General features: G+C 33.7%; 21 protein-coding genes. 18 read left to right on the top strand and 3 right to left on the bottom strand.

Going from position 1 to position 20,342, the window contains the following annotated elements; genetic code table 11:
- Nucleotides 1-12: 12 nt before the first annotated feature.
- From DES36_RS06795 to DES36_RS06775, 5 genes are all read left to right on the top strand, one after another.
- Nucleotides 13-900 carry a class II fructose-bisphosphate aldolase gene (locus DES36_RS06795; RefSeq protein ID WP_113920473.1) on the top strand — a complete coding sequence of 296 codons (888 nt, stop codon included), beginning with the start codon at nucleotides 13-15 and terminating at the stop codon, nucleotides 898-900.
- Entirely contained in the window at nucleotides 901-2,121 is a 1,221-nt protein-coding gene (locus DES36_RS06790; RefSeq protein ID WP_113920472.1) for a zinc-binding dehydrogenase, read from the top strand. It abuts the gene before it with no gap.
- A gap of 52 nt (nucleotides 2,122-2,173) precedes the next feature.
- Entirely contained in the window at nucleotides 2,174-2,392 is a 219-nt protein-coding gene (locus DES36_RS15305; RefSeq protein WP_278278698.1) for a hypothetical protein, read from the top strand.
- Nucleotides 2,393-2,693: 301 nt separating this feature from the next.
- The gene (locus DES36_RS06780; protein ID WP_113920471.1) at nucleotides 2,694-4,856 is read left to right on the top strand and encodes a HelD family protein; all 2,163 of its coding nucleotides are present in this window, start codon (nucleotides 2,694-2,696) and stop codon (nucleotides 4,854-4,856) included.
- A gap of 114 nt (nucleotides 4,857-4,970) precedes the next feature.
- Complete coding sequence (locus DES36_RS06775) at nucleotides 4,971-5,948, top strand: Gfo/Idh/MocA family protein (RefSeq protein WP_113920470.1); 978 nt, start codon at nucleotides 4,971-4,973, stop codon at nucleotides 5,946-5,948.
- Between the two features lie 97 nt (nucleotides 5,949-6,045).
- Here the strand turns inward: DES36_RS06775 and DES36_RS06770 are convergent, their stop codons facing one another.
- From DES36_RS06770 to kamA, 3 genes are all read right to left on the bottom strand, one after another.
- Entirely contained in the window at nucleotides 6,046-6,279 is a 234-nt protein-coding gene (locus DES36_RS06770) for a DUF2249 domain-containing protein (RefSeq protein ID WP_113920469.1), read from the bottom strand.
- A gap of 71 nt (nucleotides 6,280-6,350) precedes the next feature.
- A complete protein-coding gene (gene ablB, locus DES36_RS06765) occupies nucleotides 6,351-7,178 on the bottom strand; it encodes a putative beta-lysine N-acetyltransferase (protein WP_113920468.1) in 828 nt (275 codons plus the stop codon).
- Nucleotides 7,179-7,185: 7 nt separating this feature from the next.
- The gene (gene kamA / locus DES36_RS06760; protein WP_242981722.1) at nucleotides 7,186-8,472 is read right to left on the bottom strand and encodes a lysine 2,3-aminomutase; all 1,287 of its coding nucleotides are present in this window, start codon (nucleotides 8,470-8,472) and stop codon (nucleotides 7,186-7,188) included.
- Nucleotides 8,473-9,120: 648 nt separating this feature from the next.
- Between kamA and DES36_RS06755 the strand changes: the two genes are divergently transcribed.
- From DES36_RS06755 to DES36_RS06705, 13 genes are all read left to right on the top strand, one after another.
- A complete protein-coding gene (locus tag DES36_RS06755; protein ID WP_113920467.1) occupies nucleotides 9,121-9,753 on the top strand; it encodes a GntR family transcriptional regulator in 633 nt (210 codons plus the stop codon).
- A 384-nt stretch (nucleotides 9,754-10,137) separates the two neighbouring features.
- Complete coding sequence (locus DES36_RS06750) at nucleotides 10,138-11,334, top strand: quaternary amine ABC transporter ATP-binding protein (protein ID WP_242981721.1); 1,197 nt, start codon at nucleotides 10,138-10,140, stop codon at nucleotides 11,332-11,334.
- Nucleotides 11,327-12,148 (top strand): ABC transporter permease, encoded by an 822-nt coding sequence (locus DES36_RS06745; RefSeq protein WP_242981728.1) that lies wholly within the window; start codon nucleotides 11,327-11,329, stop codon nucleotides 12,146-12,148. The genes DES36_RS06750 and DES36_RS06745 overlap by 8 nt, the downstream gene beginning before the upstream one ends.
- 52 nt (nucleotides 12,149-12,200) lie before the next feature.
- Complete coding sequence (locus DES36_RS06740; RefSeq protein WP_113920466.1) at nucleotides 12,201-13,067, top strand: glycine betaine ABC transporter substrate-binding protein; 867 nt, start codon at nucleotides 12,201-12,203, stop codon at nucleotides 13,065-13,067.
- Nucleotides 13,068-13,385: 318 nt separating this feature from the next.
- Nucleotides 13,386-13,514 (top strand): hypothetical protein, encoded by a 129-nt coding sequence (locus DES36_RS15300; RefSeq protein ID WP_278278697.1) that lies wholly within the window; start codon nucleotides 13,386-13,388, stop codon nucleotides 13,512-13,514.
- A gap of 138 nt (nucleotides 13,515-13,652) precedes the next feature.
- On the top strand, nucleotides 13,653-14,165 hold the full coding sequence (locus DES36_RS14785) for a reverse transcriptase family protein (protein WP_170128216.1): 513 nt from the start codon (nucleotides 13,653-13,655) through the stop codon (nucleotides 14,163-14,165).
- On the top strand, nucleotides 14,077-14,337 hold the full coding sequence (locus tag DES36_RS15445; RefSeq protein ID WP_170128215.1) for a group II intron maturase-specific domain-containing protein: 261 nt from the start codon (nucleotides 14,077-14,079) through the stop codon (nucleotides 14,335-14,337). Before DES36_RS14785 ends, DES36_RS15445 begins: the two co-directional genes overlap by 89 nt.
- A gap of 424 nt (nucleotides 14,338-14,761) precedes the next feature.
- The gene (locus tag DES36_RS06730; RefSeq protein WP_146953614.1) at nucleotides 14,762-15,583 is read left to right on the top strand and encodes an FkbM family methyltransferase; all 822 of its coding nucleotides are present in this window, start codon (nucleotides 14,762-14,764) and stop codon (nucleotides 15,581-15,583) included.
- A gap of 16 nt (nucleotides 15,584-15,599) precedes the next feature.
- The gene (locus tag DES36_RS06725) at nucleotides 15,600-16,463 is read left to right on the top strand and encodes a radical SAM protein (protein ID WP_170128214.1); all 864 of its coding nucleotides are present in this window, start codon (nucleotides 15,600-15,602) and stop codon (nucleotides 16,461-16,463) included.
- Entirely contained in the window at nucleotides 16,456-17,370 is a 915-nt protein-coding gene (locus DES36_RS06720; protein WP_113920462.1) for a radical SAM/SPASM domain-containing protein, read from the top strand. The genes DES36_RS06725 and DES36_RS06720 overlap by 8 nt, the downstream gene beginning before the upstream one ends.
- A gap of 26 nt (nucleotides 17,371-17,396) precedes the next feature.
- A complete protein-coding gene (locus DES36_RS06715; protein WP_207657433.1) occupies nucleotides 17,397-18,161 on the top strand; it encodes a glycosyltransferase family 2 protein in 765 nt (254 codons plus the stop codon).
- Nucleotides 18,139-18,831 (top strand): DUF2334 domain-containing protein, encoded by a 693-nt coding sequence (locus DES36_RS06710; protein ID WP_113920460.1) that lies wholly within the window; start codon nucleotides 18,139-18,141, stop codon nucleotides 18,829-18,831. The genes DES36_RS06715 and DES36_RS06710 overlap by 23 nt, the downstream gene beginning before the upstream one ends.
- A gap of 3 nt (nucleotides 18,832-18,834) precedes the next feature.
- Complete coding sequence (locus DES36_RS06705) at nucleotides 18,835-20,337, top strand: glycosyltransferase family 2 protein (RefSeq protein WP_113920459.1); 1,503 nt, start codon at nucleotides 18,835-18,837, stop codon at nucleotides 20,335-20,337.
- The last annotated feature ends 5 nt before the right edge of the window (nucleotides 20,338-20,342 follow it).

Raw genomic sequence — 20,342 nt, 5'->3', positions numbered from 1 at the left:
GAGGAATTGGCAATGCCTATTGTAAATACAAAAGAGGTCTTGCAATATGCAAAAGAGAACAAATATGCACTTGGTGCCTTTAATGTGGCAAGTATAGAGGCCATAAGAGGTATTATTGCAGCCGCTGAAGAGGCAAACTCTCCTGTTATTATGGAATTTGCAGAAAGCCATTTAGGATTTGTGCCTTTAGACATAATAGGACCGGTTATGGTCAGGGAGGCTGAGAAGGCCACAGTACCTGTCGTCGTTCATTTTGATCATGGCAAAGACGTGGATTTAATCGCTCAGGCACTAGAGCTAGGCTTTTCATCTGTAATGATTGATGGTGCTGATTTGCCTTATGATGAAAACGTTGAACTGACGAAGAAAGTAGTTGGCTTAGCACATTCTTATGGTGCAACAGTGGAAGCAGAATTAGGAACTATGGGAAATCCAGAAACATCTGGTGAAACAAATGATGAGCTAATCCATTCAGAAGCTATTTATACAGACCCTAAAGTAGCGGCTGATTTTGTAGAAAAGACAAATGTAGATTTACTAGCCGTATCTTTTGGCACTGCACATGGCTTATATATTGCGAAACCAAAATTAGACTATAAAAGATTAGACGAAATAGCTAAATCTGTTTCTGTTCCTCTAGTTATGCATGGAGGTTCTGGATTATCAGAAGAGGAGTACAAGAAATCCATTTATTATGGTGTTACAAAGATCAATTATTACTCTGATCTAGCTCATAAAGTAGCTGTAAAAGCAAGAGAAAAGCTTAATGAAGCAGCTCAGAAAAATATAGATACATATTCTCACGATATTTCTCTATGGACCATAGATATCGTTAAAGAAGATGTAATGGACAAAATGCAGGTGTTTGGCAGTACTGGACAAGCAGAGAGGGGAATGTAAATGAAAACAAAAGCCGTAAGACTATATGGAAAAGAAGATGTGCGCTTAGAAGAGTTTGATTTACCTGAAATAAAAGAGGATGAAATCCTAGCTAAAGTAGTGGTAGATAGCATCTGTATGTCTACCTATAAATTAATCAAACAAGGTTCTGAACATAAAAGAGTTACCAGAGACCTATCAGACCACCCTACGATTATTGGTCATGAAATGTGTGGGGAGATATTAGAAGTAGGCTCAAAATGGCAGGAAAAACACCAACCTGGAAGTAAGTTTGTCATGCAGGTTAATCTTCCAAATCAATTGGAAACTCCTGGATATTCATATGAACATATTGGTGGAGATGCAACGTATATTATCATTCCTAGTGAAATTATGGATAACGACTGCTTACTATCCTTTAAAGGAGATACCTATTATGAAGGTTCTCTAATTGAGCCGTTATCTTGTGTTATCTCTGCATTCAAAGCAAATTATCATGTATACGACGACGTAAAAGTTCATCATATGGGCATTAAAGAGAATGGAAATATGTTATTAATTGGAGCAACAGGGCCAATGGGATTATTAGCAGTAGACTTAGCTTTGCATGGTCCTAAAAAGCCTAAAAAACTAATTGTAACTGACATTGATGACAAAAAACTTGAGAGGGCTAGAAAATTATATACCTCTGAAGAAGTCGAAATTGAGTTCGTCAATACGGCAAATACTGAGGATCAAGAACAACTTCTCAGATCTTTTGTAAATGGAGGAGGATATGACGATATCTTTGTCTTTGCACCTGTTCCTTCTCTAGTGACATTAGGTTCTTCAATCTTAAATATAGATGGCTGTTTGAACTTCTTTGCAGGTCCTTCTGATAAATCCTTAATGGCACCTATTAATATTTATGGCATCCATTACAATGATCACCATTATGTAGGTACATCTGGAGGAAATATACAAGATATGAAAGATGGTATAAAGCTCATTGAAGACAAAAAAGTTGATGTGTCTAAGATCGTAACTCATATTTTAGGCTTAAACGATGTAGCTTATGCCACCTTACATCAAACAGAAATAGGAGGTGGGAAAAAAATCGTATACACCCATAAAGATATGGCCCTAAAAGATATTAGCCAAGTAGAAAAGGATTCAGAATTAGGACGTATCTTAAGTAAAAATAACGGTGTTTGGTCAAAGGAAGCAGAAGAGTATATATTAGGTCAAACAAAGGATATTTAGGGCTTTTGAGTGCAAGTTATAGAAAAATTATATTTGTGTAATAGTAATTAATATGTCTTTAGCTGATGGAGATACTGTTATTACAGAAACTGCTTCAGCTCCAAAAGAAGAGGCAAAAGTAGCGCCAAAGAGCAATCCAGTAGGTTTAAGCCTTGGAGATGCTGAACCAGAGACTGTTGAGATTGGTGTTCCTGCCATTTTATTCTCTAGAGTGATTACAGGACCTGCCTCAGTAGTAATTGCATATTTTGCAAGCTTCGGTTTATTCTAAAATATATTATATCAAACGAGACGAGACTTCTATGACGAAGTCTCGTCTCGTTTTTCAGCATAGAGGTCTGCTCAATTTACTGTCTATGCCATGATATAATGATAGAATTGGCAGGTGAAGAATCAGGCGAGAAATATTCTAAATTTTCAATTGTGCGCAAAGTACGTATTTACTACTATAATTGTATCAAATACCAATAACAACAACAAGACTATATTTCTCATGGAAATTATGCTAAAGTTATGTATATTGTTTTGGAGATGAATCTCCTGACAATCCTAAATAAGGAGTGATTCTCGCAATGGAAAATGAACCATCTGAGTTACATTTTGAAAAGAAGAGATTAGAAACAACCATAGCTTTAGCAAAGAAACAAATTCATGAAGCAAAATATAAAAACGAAGAAAATAAATCAGCCATTATTGCTGCAAAACAGGAACTACGTGAAAACACGGTCCACTCAATTTCCAATCTTTCAAGCAGTGAAGGATTTGAAGCTCTGGCTGAATTAAGTCAATATACAAATCCTATCACAGAAAAGGTCATGGACTATGAAAAAATAGAGAAGAAAATTGCTACTTTAGAAAAACTCATAAAATCTCCTTATTTTGCGCGAATTGACTTTAAATTTGATGATGAGGATGAATTTGAAAAGGTATATATTGGGCGTTCTTCCTTAATAGAAGATGATTCATATGAAATAATTGTCTACGATTGGAGATCGCCAATAGCAAGTGTCTTTTACCGCTTTGCATTAGGGAAAGCCTATTATGATGCACCTAGTGGGCGTATCACAGGAGAAGTGAATCTAAAACGAGAATATGAGATTGTAAATGGAGAATTAAAATACTTTTATGATGCAGAAGTTCAAATTGTAGACGAATTTTTAAAAAAACTATTGTCTCAAAATACTTCTAATCAAATGAAAGCTATTGTAGAAACAATACAGAAAGAACAAGATCTGGTCATAAGGGATATGGAAAACGAATTGATGATGGTACAAGGTGTAGCAGGAAGCGGTAAGACTTCTGTTGCTCTTCATAGGGCTGCATATCTTATGTATCAAGGATTGTCTAATACACTTTCATCTAATAATATTATGATCATTTCACCAAACTCCTTATTTGAGCAGTATATTTCTAGCGTACTGCCTGAGCTAGGAGAAGATAACGTAGCTTCTGCAGTATTTGAAGAGATGCTTTCTGAAATTCTTCAAAATGAGCATATACAGCCAAGAAGCGAATTTTTAGAAAGCATTATCTCAAGCTCAAAATATGGAGCTCTTATAAAGAGCAGTATGGAATTTAAAATGTCTCCTGAGTTTTTAGAAATATTAAATAGTTTTATATCCGATTTAGCTTATCAATGGATTGAGTTTGAAGATGTCTATTATAAAAACAAATGCATCGTAAAGAAGGAAATACTACGAGATAAAATATCAGGAAGAAAAGAAACTCCTATAGGGATGAAATTAGAGCAATTAGAAGAGTATATTTTAGATCTAATATCTGAATCTAAGAAAAAGCCACTTGGCAAATTAGAAGTATTTCATATTAAAAATGATATACAAAGATTCACCAAGCTTAATATTAAAAATTTATACCGAAAATTCATCAACAATAAAGAATACTTTTATCACATAGCGAAAGATATTGAGCTGCATGACGATATTGAAGAGATTTTGAGGTTTACAGCGGAAAATCTAAATATTCCTTACTTATGCTATGACGATGCAGCTGTTCTTGCTTATTTACATCTAAAGATATATGGATCTAGAGAATATATAAACATAAAACAAGTAGTCATCGATGAAGCACAAGATTACTATCCGCTTCATTATGAAATATTTCATTTATTGTTTAAGCATTCTAAGTTTACGATATTAGGCGATATCAATCAAACCCTTGAAAAGAAAGAAGACTTATCTTTATATGAACAAATTCAAAAGATTCTAGATAAGAAAAAAGCATCTTTGATTACGATGAACAAGAGTTTTCGTTGCACCAATGAGATTTTGAATTATAGTTCAAAATTCATTGATCACGATTTAGAGATAAAGAGTTTTAACAGAGATGGAGAAGAACCAAAAGTTTATACATCGGATGATGCATCTTCTTTTAATCATAAGATTATTTCAGAAGTGCAGTTGTGTTTAGAGGAAGGTTATGAAACCATCGGCTTAATCTGTAAAACAGCCCAAAATGCTGACTTGTTATATGAGTCTTTAAAAGATAAAACAAATCTTAAATTAATAAAAAGTGGGGATGTAGTAGATTTACATGGCGTGAATATTATACCTGTTTATATGTCAAAAGGCCTTGAATTTGATGCTGTCTTAATCTGTGATGCAGATAGTAAAAATTATCAAAGTGAAGACGATAAAAAACTCCTATACATTGCCTGCACAAGAGCCCTTCACAGGCTTAATTTGTTTTGTAGGGGAGAGGCAAGTCCTTTATTATAATTTATATTGCAATCTAATAACAATATAATATTGAAAATGACATAAAGAGTATTTTGTGATAATATACAAAGAAAAATAGATACAAAAGAATTTATAGATAAGGGTGAAAATTATATGAAATTAGGTATTGTTGGCACAGGGCCTATTGTGCGTGAGTTTTTAGATGCATTAAAAGATTTTGAACAAATTGAATTCACTGCGATTTGTTCAAGAAATCCCAATACTGCGCTTGAATTCTCAGAGACGTGGAATATCCCATACAAGTATTGCAGTTACAAAGAGATGCTAGAAAACAAAGAAATTGATACGATCTATGTTGCCTTGCCAAATAGCCTTCACTTTCAATACAGTTTAGAGGCTTTAGAGCACCATAAGCACGTTATATGTGAAAAACCCTTCACTACAACCGTAGAGGAGGCATATGCTCTAAAAAAAGCTGCAATAAATCATAATGTAATGATTTTTGAAGCGATAACCACAAGGCATTTATCAAATTACAAATCCGTAAAAAGGAATTTAGATAAACTAGGCAAAATAAAGATCGTACAACTAGATTTTATACAGTATTCAAGTAGGTACGATTTATTTAAAAGTGGGGAGACGCCAAATGTCTTTAATCCTGTATACTATGGTGGTGCATTAGCTGATTTAAATATTTATAATATTCATTTTGCCGTAGGATTATTTGGAAGGCCAAAAGAAGTCCACTATTTTCCGAATATGGTTAGAGGAATTGACACTTCAGGAATTCTTATTATGGAATACGAAGACTTTAAGTGCGCCTGTGTTGCTGCAAAAGATTGTCACGGAAAACCGTCCATCCGAATACAAGGTGATTTAGGTGAAATCTATATACCATCATCTGCAAATAGTTGTGATGGATATACGTTAACTTGTAGTGGAGAGCCTTCTTATATTGATGAAAATCAGTGGAAAAGTCGATTAGTAGAAGAATTCTTAGATTTTGACAAGATGATTCAAGAAAAGGATTATACATCTTGTTACGAACTATTAGACATAAGCATAGAGGTAGTAGAAGTTTTTGAAAAAGCAAGAGCAGTTGCAGGGCTTAAGTACGGAAAAGAGAACTAAATATAAGAAAAGGAATTTGCCATAGAAATTTTATTGGCAAATTCTTTTTTGCAAATAATCATTAAGCTAAATAAAAAGATTGATTTTACTATAATAATTATTTTTTACCGATGCGTACCCTCCACACATCAGGACCTTTATCTAAATATTCCCACTCAAATTGATCTGTATATTCCGCTGAAAATTGATAATAAAGAGGAAGTGGGTCGTGGTCATTTGTTAACTCCATACTTTCACCTGGTTTTAAACTATGATACGTTTCAAAAATAATTCTATGCTTATCTTTTGGTTCATACTTACGTGCATCTACTTGCGCAACAAACATCATCATACCTCCTAATGAATTTGTATTAGTATTACCAATTTTTTGTTTGTAATGCTTTTCTATGGAAGTAGTATAAATTAATTTTTATACCAAATATTCATACTTTCAATTTGACCTGAAATTTGCGTATTATTTAATAATGTTCCACCATATTTATACCCTACACTTGAAAAGGTACAGTTCATAGGTAGTGATAAAGATCTTGCTATGCTATAAACAGTTTGGATTCCTTGATTTTTCATTTCCTTTTCCATTGTATTTAAGAGGTGCTTTGCTAATCCTTTACCTCTATATTCTGGATTTATAGCGAAATCTGTCATCTCTGCATTTTTATATTTATAACTAATCTCGCTTGAGGATAAAGCAATTAGTTCTTTATTATAATATATTCCAAAATATGCAATATTATCTTTCATTGTATCAATGATATAGTGTGTATCAAATATTGGGAAAGGATAAGATAGAAATACTTTTTTATATAAGGCGACCATTTCTGGTGCTCTCTTCTCATCCATTTTTTGTAGTGTAAAATTAGAGTGTAAGCTTTCTGGTAATACTTGTAGTTTTGTTCGTGCAATATCTATATTTTTTTTGTATATGTGCTCCTTATCCGACTTACCTCTTTCAGGCAATAAAAACTTACTTAAAAAAATGCAATTTTCTTTACCCATAAAATACCTTGGAATTTGTCCTTCAATATGATAAGCTCTTTCTAAAAATTGTTGGATAGCATTTTCAGGTATTTTTAATACTATTTTGCTGTATTCTTCTTTTTCTGCTAAATCTTCTATACGGTCTATTATAATATTCTCATCTTTGGAATTGTAATCCATAAGGTAGATTCTGTTATTGGATTTTCCGTGATGAATAGTACAGTTTCCAAGTTTTTCAATTATATCAAACATAATGATCTCACCCCACTGGCGTTAAGTTAATAGTATCATCGTAATCTGCCAATAATTTATTAATGCCAACTACCTCTTTAGTATGATGAGTATCTGTTTTAAACTGTAGATTACAGTCGGTGCAATTTAGATCGCAAAGGGCAGGTTTATAGCAGTCTGGTTCTCGATATGTAGTAATTACACCCTCGTAATTTCGTAGAATAACTTTATTTGTTGACCACGAAACAATATAGTTCGGACCAACTGGGATTTTTCCACCTCCACCAGGAGCATCAATAACATAAGTTGGAACTGCGAATCCGCTTGTATAGCCTCTTAAATTCTCCATTATTTCAATTCCTTTGCCCACAGAAGTTCTAAAATGTTCAAGGCCTTCAGATAAATCACATTGATAGATATAATAAGGTCTTACTCTAAAATGAACTAATTTCTGAACGAGTTTTTTCATGATTCTAGGACAATCATTAATATCCGCTAATAGAACAGATTGGTTTCCCAAAGGTATACCTACTCCCGTAAGTTTTTTTATTGCTGTTTTTGCTTCATAGGTTAATTCTTTTGGATGATTATAGTGGGTATTAATCCACAGGTTATCATATTTGCTGAGTGAATCTATTAATTTATTCGTAATTCTAAATGGAAGTACGACTGGAGTTCTAGTGCCTATTCTAATGACTTCAACGTGATCTATTTTAGTCAGTTCATCTAATATAAAAAGAATGTGTTCATCAGGTAACATAAGTGGGTCTCCGCCAGATAATAGAACATCTCTTACTTCCGTATGCTTCTTTATGTACTCAATTCCTTTGAGAAGATCTGCCTTGCTGGGTATGGAATCTTTGTCTCCTACTTTTCTTTTTCTCGTACAATGTCTGCAATACATTGCACATAAATTACTAACATGGAATAAAACTCTATCTGGATAACGATGAGTAATCCCAATAACGGGACTATCCTTTTCCTCCGCTAAGGGATCAAGCATCTCAGCATCTGATTTTTTCAATTCTCTTGTATCTGGAAATGCTTGTTTAAAAACAGGATCATTTTCATAATCACTTGGATCAACTAAAGACATATAATAAGGTGTAATTGCCATAGGAAATGCATCTATAGTTTCCTGTAATTTCTTTCTTTTTTCTTCAGAGAAGGAAACATTTAATATTTTTTCAACAGTCTCAATTTTTTTAATAGAGTTTTTGATTTGCCACCTCCAATCAGTCCACTTTATTAAAGATTTTTCGTTTAATTTTTTGTCATTCATGTACAGATGTATAAAATCTATCCCTTCTTTCATCTGTTGCCTCCTTAAATATTAGTTTGTTTTTTCTACAGTGAAGTATTTTCTGCGAAAAAAAAGGCACTCTAACTCATTACTTTACGTAATAGAGTTAGAGTGCCTAAGCTTCACTATTTAGCTAGCTTTATACCATGATCTTCATAGCATAGTTCATGACCATATGATCCTAAACAGACCCCAGTTCTATAAGAATATTTTTCAATATTATTTTCACAATTGCAGTAGTCTTATCTGAATTTGTATTAATTCATACGTGACAGACTCGAAAACTTGTTACTCATAACATTTACTTCATATCGGATATAAAATTGTGTATAGTATAACCCAAAATTTAACATTAGTCAATAATAATGTACAGTAATATTTACGAGAACATAGTAATAGATTGTTTCAATTCAATGTTAAATGTACCATCATGAAAATGAGATGTGCCTCGTAAGATTTTTGTTGATCTACTGTCTCTTGTAAAACTGAGGTATGACTGTAGAATTATGCCGTTTATTAATGAAAAGATGAATAAAGACATAGCTAATATAATTATTGTGAAGAGGTTTGGATTTTCATCAAACATTGGGTATGCCTGACATCAAGTAATTGTGTATAATAGAGTATGGTTAAGAATAAAAAGAAAAGGTAGAGAGAAGAATGGAAAAAAATATTAAAGTGACAAATCCTAGATACCAACAGATTGCAGCGGATGTGGCAGCAAAGATTGTAAATAATCAATATAAAGTAGGGGATAAAATATTTGCTCGATCTGCATTAGCAAGTCAGTATGGTGTTTCTGCAGAAACAGCTAGAAGAGCTATATGTGTGTTATCGGATATGCAAATCGTAAAACCAGTAAAAGGTAGCGGAGTTGTGATAACTTCACGTGAAAATGCAGTCTACTTTGTACAACATCACAAAGATATTGATACGGTAACATCACTAAAAAATAAAGTTATTAAAACAATAGAAGGACAGCAAAAAGAAAATAAATATCTAATAGAGCAGATTAATCTTCTTGTCGATAAAATCAGCCGTTTTAATCGGATTAATCCTTTTATACCCTATGAAATAGAGTTAAAAGGTGATAGCAATTATTTAGGACAAAATCTATCGGAGATTAATCTATGGCACAGTACTTCTGCGACGATTGTCGGCATACGAAGAGATGACACCTTAACCATGTCGCCAGGCCCATATGCTACTGTAAATGAAGGTGATATCTTATACTTTGTAGGGGACGACAATGCTTTTGAGAATGTAAAAAGTTTGTTTTATAATAAAAAATAGAATATGCAGCGAAAGCTGCTTCTTTTTTATGTTATAGGAAACTCCTACTTTAGACTCTAGCTCTTGCTAGTCGTCTTGAACGCCAGAAAAAGATCTTGACCCAAAAGGAATACCCTAATACTAATGACTAAAGAGTAATTACTTGTGACTAATGCGCCGAAGGCGCTTTTTTGTTTGCGGGACATATTGACGAGCCGATGGCGATTGTTGGAAAGATGTGGAGGTGGCATGGTTTTCATAACTACGTAGTATTCTAAACTAGATTATAGGATAAACTTATACAGTTTATACATGGTTCTTGACGAGTAAAAAGATTTATGTTAAAGTGACAACTGTAAATAAAAATCAATATGTTGCTTTTAAAAGATTGAAAGGGGGGGTATTTTGACGGTAGAAGTTGAAGTAAAAAATTTATATAAAATATTTGGTCCTTCGCCCAATAAAATATTTCCATTAATAGACAAAGGAATGACGAAAAGAGAAATCTTAGAAAAAACTGGATATGGACTTGGCGTATCTAATGTGAGTTTTCAAGTTCATCGAGGTGAAGTCTTTGTTATCATGGGATTATCAGGTAGTGGAAAATCCACGCTCATTCGATGCCTCAATCGTCTTATCGAACCAAGTAAAGGGGAAATATGGATTGATGGAAAGAATATTATTTCAATGAATAAAGAAGAACTTATGGAAGTACGAAGAAAGAAAGTCGCAATGATATTTCAAAACTTCGCATTACTTCCTCATCGGACGATTTTGGATAATGTGGCTTTTGGTTTGCAAATTCAAAATGTTGAACTAGCCAAAAGACATGAAAAAGCCAAAAGCGCATTAGAGCTTGTTGGCCTCAAAGGATATGAAGATTCTTATCCAAGTGAATTAAGTGGGGGAATGCAACAAAGAGTTGGTCTCGCTAGAGCATTGGCTACTGATGCAGATATTCTACTTATGGACGAAGCCTTCAGTGCATTGGATCCATTGATTCGAAAAGAAATGCAAGATGAGTTAGTATCTTTGCAGGAAAGAATGCAAAAGACCATCATCTTTATAACACATGATCTAGATGAGGCACTTAAAATAGGTGATCGTATTGCTATTATGAAAGATGGTGTTATTGTTCAAACAGGAACTCCAGAACAGATTTTAAATAATCCAGCCGACGATTATGTAAAAGAGTTTGTTCAAGATGTTAATAGAGCACGTGTAGTAACGGCTGCATCTATTATGAAAAAAGCGGATGTAGTAGTTACTGAAAGAGATGGCTTGCGATTGGCTGTTAAAAAAATGAACGATGCCTCTATATCCAGTATCTTTGTAGTAGATAAAGGACGTCATATTAAAGGGATTATCACTGCGGAAAAAGCACTAGAAGCTCTTAAGGCAAACAATAATAAGCTTGAAGATGTTGTAGATACAAATGTAAAAACCGTATCTTTAGATAAAGCTATTGAGGAAATACTACCTCATTTTATGGAATCTCCTTATCCCATTGTAGTAGTAGATGACGATAATCGTATGTTGGGTATTATTTTTAAGATTTCTGTACTAGCAGGAATTTTAGGAGGGGGTGGTGACAGTGATTAGTTTACCTATAGGTGAGGTAGTTGAAGTAGCAATTGATTGGATGACAAAAAATCTTAGCGGCTTTTTTGATATAATAAAACTGATATTATTGGGAGTACTTAATTTATTTGAAGGAATATTTAATGGCATTCCTTGGTTTATTATGCTTGGACTTATTGTTCTTATATGTTGGTTAAGGGTAGGAAAAAAAGAAAGTATTCTTGCCATCATAGGTCTTTGTTTGATTTATGGCATGAATCTTTGGAGCGAGACTATGGAGACATTAGCATTAGTTTTAACGGCAACCTTTATTGCGCTAGCCATAGGAATTCCTCTAGGAATATGGATGGCTAGAAGTGATAAACTTGATCAAATAGTTCGACCCATACTAGATTTTATGCAGACGATGCCTGCTTTTGTTTACTTAATACCTGCAGTATATTTCTTTGATCTTGGACAAGTTCCTGGTGCAGTGGCAACGGTTATATTTGCTATGCCTCCTGTTGTTAGACTTACGAGCCTGGGAATACGACAAGTGTCTAAAGATGTCATCGAAGCTTCGGATTCTTTTGGAGCCACTTACAAGCAAAAACTATTTCAAGTACAAATACCCTTGGCAATGCCAACCATATTAGCTGGATTAAACCAAACGATTATGCTTTCCTTGTCTATGGTTGTTATATCTTCAATGATTGGTGGCGGTGGCCTTGGTAATGTTGTGCTTAGGGGTATTACGCAGATGAAGGTTGGAGAAGGTTTTGAGGGAGGGCTAGCAGTAGTCATATTGGCAATGATACTTGACAGAGTAACACAATCTCTAGGCAAGGAAAAGTAGAGTTTTTATAGACTAATATGTCTATTAGAATAAAAAATGAAAGGAAGATTTAATGCGTTTTAAAAAATTTGCAATATTGTTATTAGTAACTTTTATGACTGTAGGAGCTTTTGCTGGATGTGCAAAGGATGGTGGCGGGTCCGATAATAAAGGAACCGTTAAACTAGGTGTGGTAAACTGGGCTGAGGGAATTGCGATGACCAATTTAGTAACAGCAGTTCTAGAAGATCATATGAATTATGAGGTGGATATTACCGTAGCTGATGTGGCACCAATATTTACATCAGTGGCCAGCGGTAATACAGATGCATTCTTAGACGTATGGTTACCAGTTACTCATGAAAGCTATATGGAAGAGTATGGTGATAATTTAGTTGATTTGGGTATAAACAACGGAAATGCGAGAATAGGCTTAGTTGTACCAGAATATGTAGAAGTAGATAGTATAGAAGAACTAAATGATAATGCAGAAATATTTGATAAGAAAATCATCGGCATTGATGCTGGAGCAGGTATCATGAGTTCAACGGAAGAAGCTATTGATGAATATGATTTGGATTTTGAACTTATTACTAGCAGTGAAGCGGCTATGACAGCATCATTATCAAAAGCAATTGACGAAAAAACTCCTGTAGTAGTGACAGGATGGACGCCTCACTGGAAGTTTGCTGATTTTGATTTAAAATTTTTAGAAGATTCTAAAGGTGTATATGGAAAAACAGAAGAAATACATACCATTGCTCGTATAGGACTAGAGGAAGATATGCCTGAAGTGTACTCTTTCTTAGAAAAGTTTTCTTTAACAGATGAGCAGCTAAGTGAATTAATGGGTGCTATAGCAGAAGGAAGCAATGAATTAGAATCTGCAAAAGCATGGATGAATGAAAATGAAGAAGTAGTAACTCAGTGGTTAAAGTAAGAATGATTACTAGCTTATATTAAATATAAAAAAGGTAGACAGTTAATACTGTTTACCTTTTTTATATAATAAGAGCGTGTCCAGCTAAGCTGGCCACTTACAAGTCGGTGAAAGTCCGACCTGCGTAATCGCCAAGGAGCGCAGTAGATATATAACCATGTAATGGTGAGAACTGTTGCATGAAGCGTTATGAAAATGTGCCGAAAGTGGTGCTATCAAATATACAGACCGTAACATAAAGTGAATTCTGCAGCACTGTTAGAAAACTCCGAGAGGAGAGAAAGAAACTGACGAACCTCTTCTTATTAGGTGAAGTCCATGGAAGCTAAGGAAGAACTTGGAGCCCTTAGTGAAGAAGTTTCCGGTGTATGGGAATCGGTATGTATAGAATGTAAGAGGCTGGAACTGGAGAGATCCTCCCCTGCATGCGAAAGCATAAAGCGGTAACCTATAAGCGAAAGTGAAATGGAAATCGGCAGGAAGGAAGTCGGAGGGGACCATAGTACTGATGAAGGTATGGACAACAAAACCATACCGAGGGAAGGGTCCCTGCTTAGTTCAAGCTTTTGGAGGAGGTAAGAGTGAGTGAATGTCACAAAGACTAACAACACCATAGATAAAGTTCGACAACTTCAAAGAAAGCTATACCAATCAGCCAAGAGAAATAGGGTAAGAAAATTTCATGCTTTGTACGATAAACTCTATCGAAAAGATATACTCTATAGGGGATGGCAACAAGTGAAGTGTAACAAAGGAAGTGCTGGAGTAGATAAGCAAACGATAGAAGATATCGAAAGCTACGGAATAGATAAAGTCATTCTAGAAATTCAAGAAGAGTTAAAAGAAGGGCAGTATAATCCTGCGCCAGTACGACGAGTGTATATACCCAAAGCTGGTGGTAAGAAAAGACCACTGGGAATACCAACGGTAAAAGAAAGCAAATGGTTTGATATACTATGCAATGGAACAATGGATATGCAAGAAGGCAAAACAGAACGTACAAAGCAAAGTGAAAGAAACCCTAAAGAATGCAACTTTATATCAAGATATAGAAGCCGTAATAAAAAGATTAAATCGAAAGATTGTAGGTTGGCGTAATTACTATGGTATATCGCCAACGAGAATACTGATGAAGCTAGATAAGTATATCCTAACAAGGCTAGTGATCTGGTACAATCGGAAAAGACAAGAACGAAAGCGCTATAAATTTATAGAGTTGTCGTTAATGTTTAAAGATTTAGGACTTAAAAGAATTGCATTCACATCATAATGCTGATGGAAGAAGAACTTCGGAAAGCCGTATGAGGGAAAATCTCACGTACGGTTTGATGAGGAGGTTCTGGCAGAGGTATAACCAAAGCCAGAACTTTACTCTACAACACCTACTTTTGACATTGGTTCCTGCAAGTCATACTGAATGTACACAAAGGGTTTTGATCCAAAAGAAATACGCTAATGCTAGTGACTAATACGCCGCAGGCACTATTATTATATTAGTGAAATTAATGTTTTGGTTCACAATAGATTATCCTGTGCATAGTACTTACAAATTATGTACTGAAGTAAAATTGCTGTTGAAGTATGAAACTTGATGAAAGAGAGTCTGGATTTATGATAAGATAGTAAGGATGGGTGGAGAAGAATTTACTGTTATTGCTCTAGAAACTCGTGAAAAAGTGGAGTGATCAATAAACGTGCATTGGAAACTAAGAGTTATAAAACATTGGATGAACAATAGTAATGAAGTAACATTAAGAGAATTATTACGTGTAATTATAGATTTTTCATACAAAACAAAGTCTAAAAGAAGACTTGAACGCATTAATGTGATGGATGAATGTCTGGAAATTATATTAAAAAATTATAGGGAACCTTTATATATACCTAAAGGTTTAGACCTGGATTTGTTCTACTTAATCATGGAAGAGACATTTAATAAGGATCACTGGCATTATTATCAGATACCACAAACAAGGGTCGAAGAGGATGATGTGGTGTTAGATTGTGGTGCTGCTGAAGGGTTATTTACTTATACTGTTGCTAAGCATTGCAAAAAGGTATACGCAATTGAACCTGTACCGGACTTTGTTAGGTGTTTAAGAAAATCTTTTGCAAATAGAAAGAATATAGAGATTATTCCTGGCGCTATATCAGATCAGTTAGGAGTAATGTATTTGGATGAGGATACTATTTCTTCCTATATTACGGATGAATTTACGAATATAAAGGTAGATACATGGTCCATTGACGATTTGTTTTATAAAAATAGCAAATCTGTAGATTATATAAAGGCTGATTTAGAAGGACAAGAGCTTAAGATGCTTAAGGGCGCTAAGGAGACCATAAGAAAGTATAAACCTAAAATGGCGATTACAACATATCACAATATCGAAGATGCTGAGCAAATATATAATTATATAAAATCTATTGATAATAATTACAATATTAAATTAAAAGGTATACAAGCTAGAATGGGAAGCTATACGATGTTACATGCGTGGCCAGAAAAACAGTAAAGAAAGAGTGAAGATGATGTCAAATATTAGCATTAGCACAGTTGACCTATATTTAACAGGCAGTTGTAATTATAAGTGTGAATATTGCTATGGAGAATCTGATACAAGTCCTCACATGACATATGATACCTTGATGAATTGTTTGAATTTTGCAGAGTATATTTGTGCGGATACAATTGAATTGTGTGGTGGAGAACCACTTATATCTCCTTTGTTTGAGACAGCGGTACTAGAAGCTAGAAAAAAGGGATTTAAGGTCATTGTTAGAACTAATGGTATCTTACTAGAACAATATATGGATCTTGTAGCTCATAACTGCGAATGGGTGGGCGTTTCATTAGACGGCTTAGCAGAGATTAATGCGAAGATGCGTCCTAGTAGGCAAAGACTAACAATAGAAGAACAGTTTGATATTCCTATTAAAAATATCAAAAAATTAAAACAAATAAACCCTAATATCAAAATTATACTTGCTACTATAGCTACAGCAGAAAATTATGACGAAATATTAAATTTAATGGATTTTGTGTTTAATAGTAATCTTCCAGTTGACAAGTGGAAGATTTATCAATTTATTGAGGATAAGTTTAGATCCGTAGTTTATAGTAAAAAATATGCTCTGTCATCAGAGAAATTTCTTTACCTAAAAACTCATATGCCAGAAACTTTGCCAAGTGGAGGAAAAATTATCATGCAATCAGCAGATGCAGATGGTGCAGGAGGTAATTGTCTACTAGTATCTCATAATGGCACAATTAAGATTTTAGATGAATATTATGGAAAAATTGGACAAGATGATTATCAAAGTATATGCAGTAATTTAAAGACCGGTTCAGTCATCAAATATATTCAACAAAATAAAAAGGTGACCTATGTCTAAGATAGAGTATAAGATACCTAAAGAAATATATATAGAAACAACCAATCATTGTAATGCTCACTGCCCTATGTGTCCAAATGACCAAATGAAAAGAGAACGGGGCATAATGGATTGGACACTATTTGTGAAAATTGTTCGAGATTGTAAGGAGTTAGATCTAGAAAATACCACGATTTATTTACATAAAGAAGGTGAGCCTTTAATCGATTCTAAGATATTTAATAGAGTTCGTTATATAAAAAAAGAATTGCCAAATTTAAAAGAAGTGGTCTTAAATACAAACGCTATGCTTTTAAATGAAGAAAATACGATACAATTATTACATTCTGGACTAGATAAAGTGTTTTTTAGCGTTGATGGTGCTAGAGAGGAAAGCTACCAAAAACTAAGACTAGGTTTAGACTATAAGACAGTGATTGATAACTTGATAAGATTTTTTGAGCTAAAGAGGCAGTACCATTCTAATATACATACTGTAATGCAGATGCTTGTATATCATGAGAACATAAATGAAGTACATGATTATAAAAAACAATGGGAAGATTTTGCAGATGAAATCTTTATAAAGAAAATGCATAATTACTTAGATGCTGGCATGTCAGACATGACCCAAGTTAAAAGTGATAAACAGATTGATGTTTGCCAGGAGCCCTTTGAAAATATGATCATCTACTGGAATGGTGATGTTGGGATATGCTGCTGGGATTATGATTCTTTTGCTAATGTAGGTAATGTGAGGGACAAGTCTATAGTCGAAGTTTTTAATAATTCTTCTTATGAAATCATTAGAACAAAACTTAGTAATTACAAGGCCAACAAATTAGAACCTTGCTCTAGATGTTTAAGAATTTTTGGTCAAGATAAAATAGCAGGCTATTCTAGTGTAGACGAGAATATTGTGCGATAATTATGATGCAAGGAGTTAAAAGAGAAATGACCATATCAAAAATTGTAGTAGGTGTATTAACATATAATCGCCCTGAGTTATTAGAAGAGACATTACACTCTTTTAATGAGTATTTAAAGGCTTATAGGGATTTATTTAAGTTTGTGATTTTTGACAATGGCAGTAAAGATGAAATCATTAAAATAAATAAAAAGATAGCTCAAAAATATCGTTCGAAATTTGTTACATCAAGAAAGGTTATCGAATCCACGAAAAACTCTAAAATAAGAGACCATAATATTTCTATAGGACATAGAAATCTCAGTCGATTAATGAAAAAAGAAGATGGCGATGCTTATATTATATTAGAAGATGATTGGGCATGTGCTGCTTATATACCATTAATTGAACTAATTGAGTACTTAAGAAAAAACCCAGATATAGGGCAAATTCGACTTAGAAACTCTAGATATGATGGCACTTTGACGGGAGGAGCGAAACATAATTTTGTAACTCAAGAACCTATTAAATGGACAAAAGAAGTTGTGATTGGCAATTACATATTAGCTTATGGCAATCTACACTGGGTAAATAATCCGTCTATCATATCAAAAGAAGCTTTAGATTTAATTAGTAAGGGTTATAACAGCGAAGTAGAGTGTATGAAAGCATTCCATGAAATATATCCCATAAATCTACAATTACAGCCAGGTGTATTTGAGCATATAGGCCCGTGGAGGCATAGGAAAGATTTAGTGGAGCAAGGAATTATTCAAGGCGAGGATAATAATGAATCATTTGATTTTTCATAGATTTGATGATATAGGACCTTATAATGACAATACCATAAATATATTAGATCGATTAGAAGAATTGTGCATACCAAGTATTGTCGCAGTTATTCCAAATAAACTAGAGCGCAAAATGGCAGATTACATAAAAGAATTAAAGTACTGCATTGTTGCTCAACATGGAGTGAATCATTTAAATAAAGTTAATGCAGGATGGCTAGATGAATTCCCTGAATATTTGGATAAATGTATAATAAAAAAACAAATAAGAGATGGTAGAGATTATTTAAAAGAAGTACTACAAAGACCTATTACGACCTATATACCTCCTTGGAATAATACTTCTAGGCAAACTGTTGAGATACTTGAAGAGTTGGGATTTCAAGTTTATTCTAGCCAATACAATAAGCTAGTAGAAAGTACTATGCTTCAGGTACCAATTAGTATAGATGTTGTTAAGTCGTACCATCCAAAATCAATTCTTAAACCTTATGATGTTATTACAAATGAAGTACAAAATACTATGAAATACATAGATAACTATTTCATTGGAATTATGTATCATCCCAACGAGTTTTTAGATAATGATGTAGAGATGATATTAAATTTAATAGAGAGCTATAAGGCTATGGCAATGGAGTATTTTGACCTTAGAGAGCTCTTGATGAAGATAGACACCAAGGAGATATAATATATGATAGAGATCGTAGCAGTAATTTTGACAAGTTTAGTAATTGGAAAAACCCTATTTGCTTTGAGAAATATATGGACAAGCTATAAGGCATTAAATGAGGTACAAAATACATGTTTTACATCGAATAAAAATCCTAAGGAACTTTTACTCCTCATACCCGTTTTAAGAGAACAAAATATTATAAAAGATACATTAGATTATTTTGGCAAATACGCTAGTAAAAATATTCGGCTTCAAGTTGTTATAGTAGGTACACATAAAGAACAATCCGATAAAGAAAAGCATAGAAGAAGGCTAGAGACCGTTTATGATCTTTATCAAAATAGTAGCCATATTGAAGAGATGAAAAAAAACGTAAGAGGATTTTTTTTAGAAGAAACTTTAGAAAAACTATGGGAGAATAGAGCTGGGTATACACTTGAAGCTTTTATAGAGGAATATGATAAACAACCTAGCACTAAGAAAGTAGTTGAAGAATGGATTGAAAATTATAGAAGTAAAACGGTATCTAGTTATGCACCCAGGTTTTATTACTTAGAAAGTCCGCAAAAAAAAGGAGATAGAGCTACTCAATTAAATTATGGACTTAAAACCTATCTTAGCACGATTAATTCAGATATAGATGTTATCGGTGTTTATGACGCAGATTCCATTCCAGATCTAAAAGCATTTGAATCTGTCGTACATGCTATATGTTATACGGGAGCGGATGCTTGTCAACAACCTCTTCATTTTATAGATACTGCAAATCAATACAGTAAGGAAAGAAAAAACCCCATTCTTGTTGCTAGTGCAATATATCAAACTATGTGGAGCGTAATAAAAGAATATCCTAATAACTACAAGTATTCAAGACATAAAGCAAAAAGAGTTAATACATATTATTTGAGAAATGTTTATTTGAATGGGCATGGTCAATTTTTTTCAAAAGGTATACTTGATAAGATAGGAGGATTTCCAGAGGGAGTCATTGCAGATGGTGTACAAATCGGCTATCGATTGTCTATGATGAATGCATCTATAAAAACGGTACCTTATTTTTGCAGTGATGATATGCCTAAATCCACTAGTGAGATGGTTGTTCAACATTCTAGATGGTATGGAGGTTGTATGGAGCTTTATTCTGCATATAACTGGAGCAAAGGTTTTACCGAGAAGAAGCCATTTGTACAATTATTAGATGGATATCATTTGCAAGGCGCATGGGCTTTTGCACCGTTGGTAGTGGGTATAGGTTTTATAAGTATTTGCTTTGTACCAAGTTTAGAACTTAAAAAAGGGTTATTTAGCATATATTTGTTATCTCTTTTTGTCTATATGTATATTCTACCAAAGCTTGCAGTGAAGATTATTGGTTTAGATGTAAAGATTCGGTTTGTAGATTGGCTATCTCTGCCTGTGGCAATTATTTTAAAGTCTATAGGTCCTAATGTATATATAGTACAAAAGCTTATATCAATAGTACGAAAAAAGCCCATAGTTTATAGCAAGGTTGAACGTTAGGAGGA

It is taken from the genome of Alkalibaculum bacchi (assembly GCF_003317055.1).
Taxonomy (GTDB): domain Bacteria; phylum Bacillota; class Clostridia; order Eubacteriales; family Alkalibacteraceae; genus Alkalibaculum; species Alkalibaculum bacchi.
Note: the sequence above shows the minus strand (reverse complement) of the source record. Positions and strands in the feature narration are given on the sequence as shown.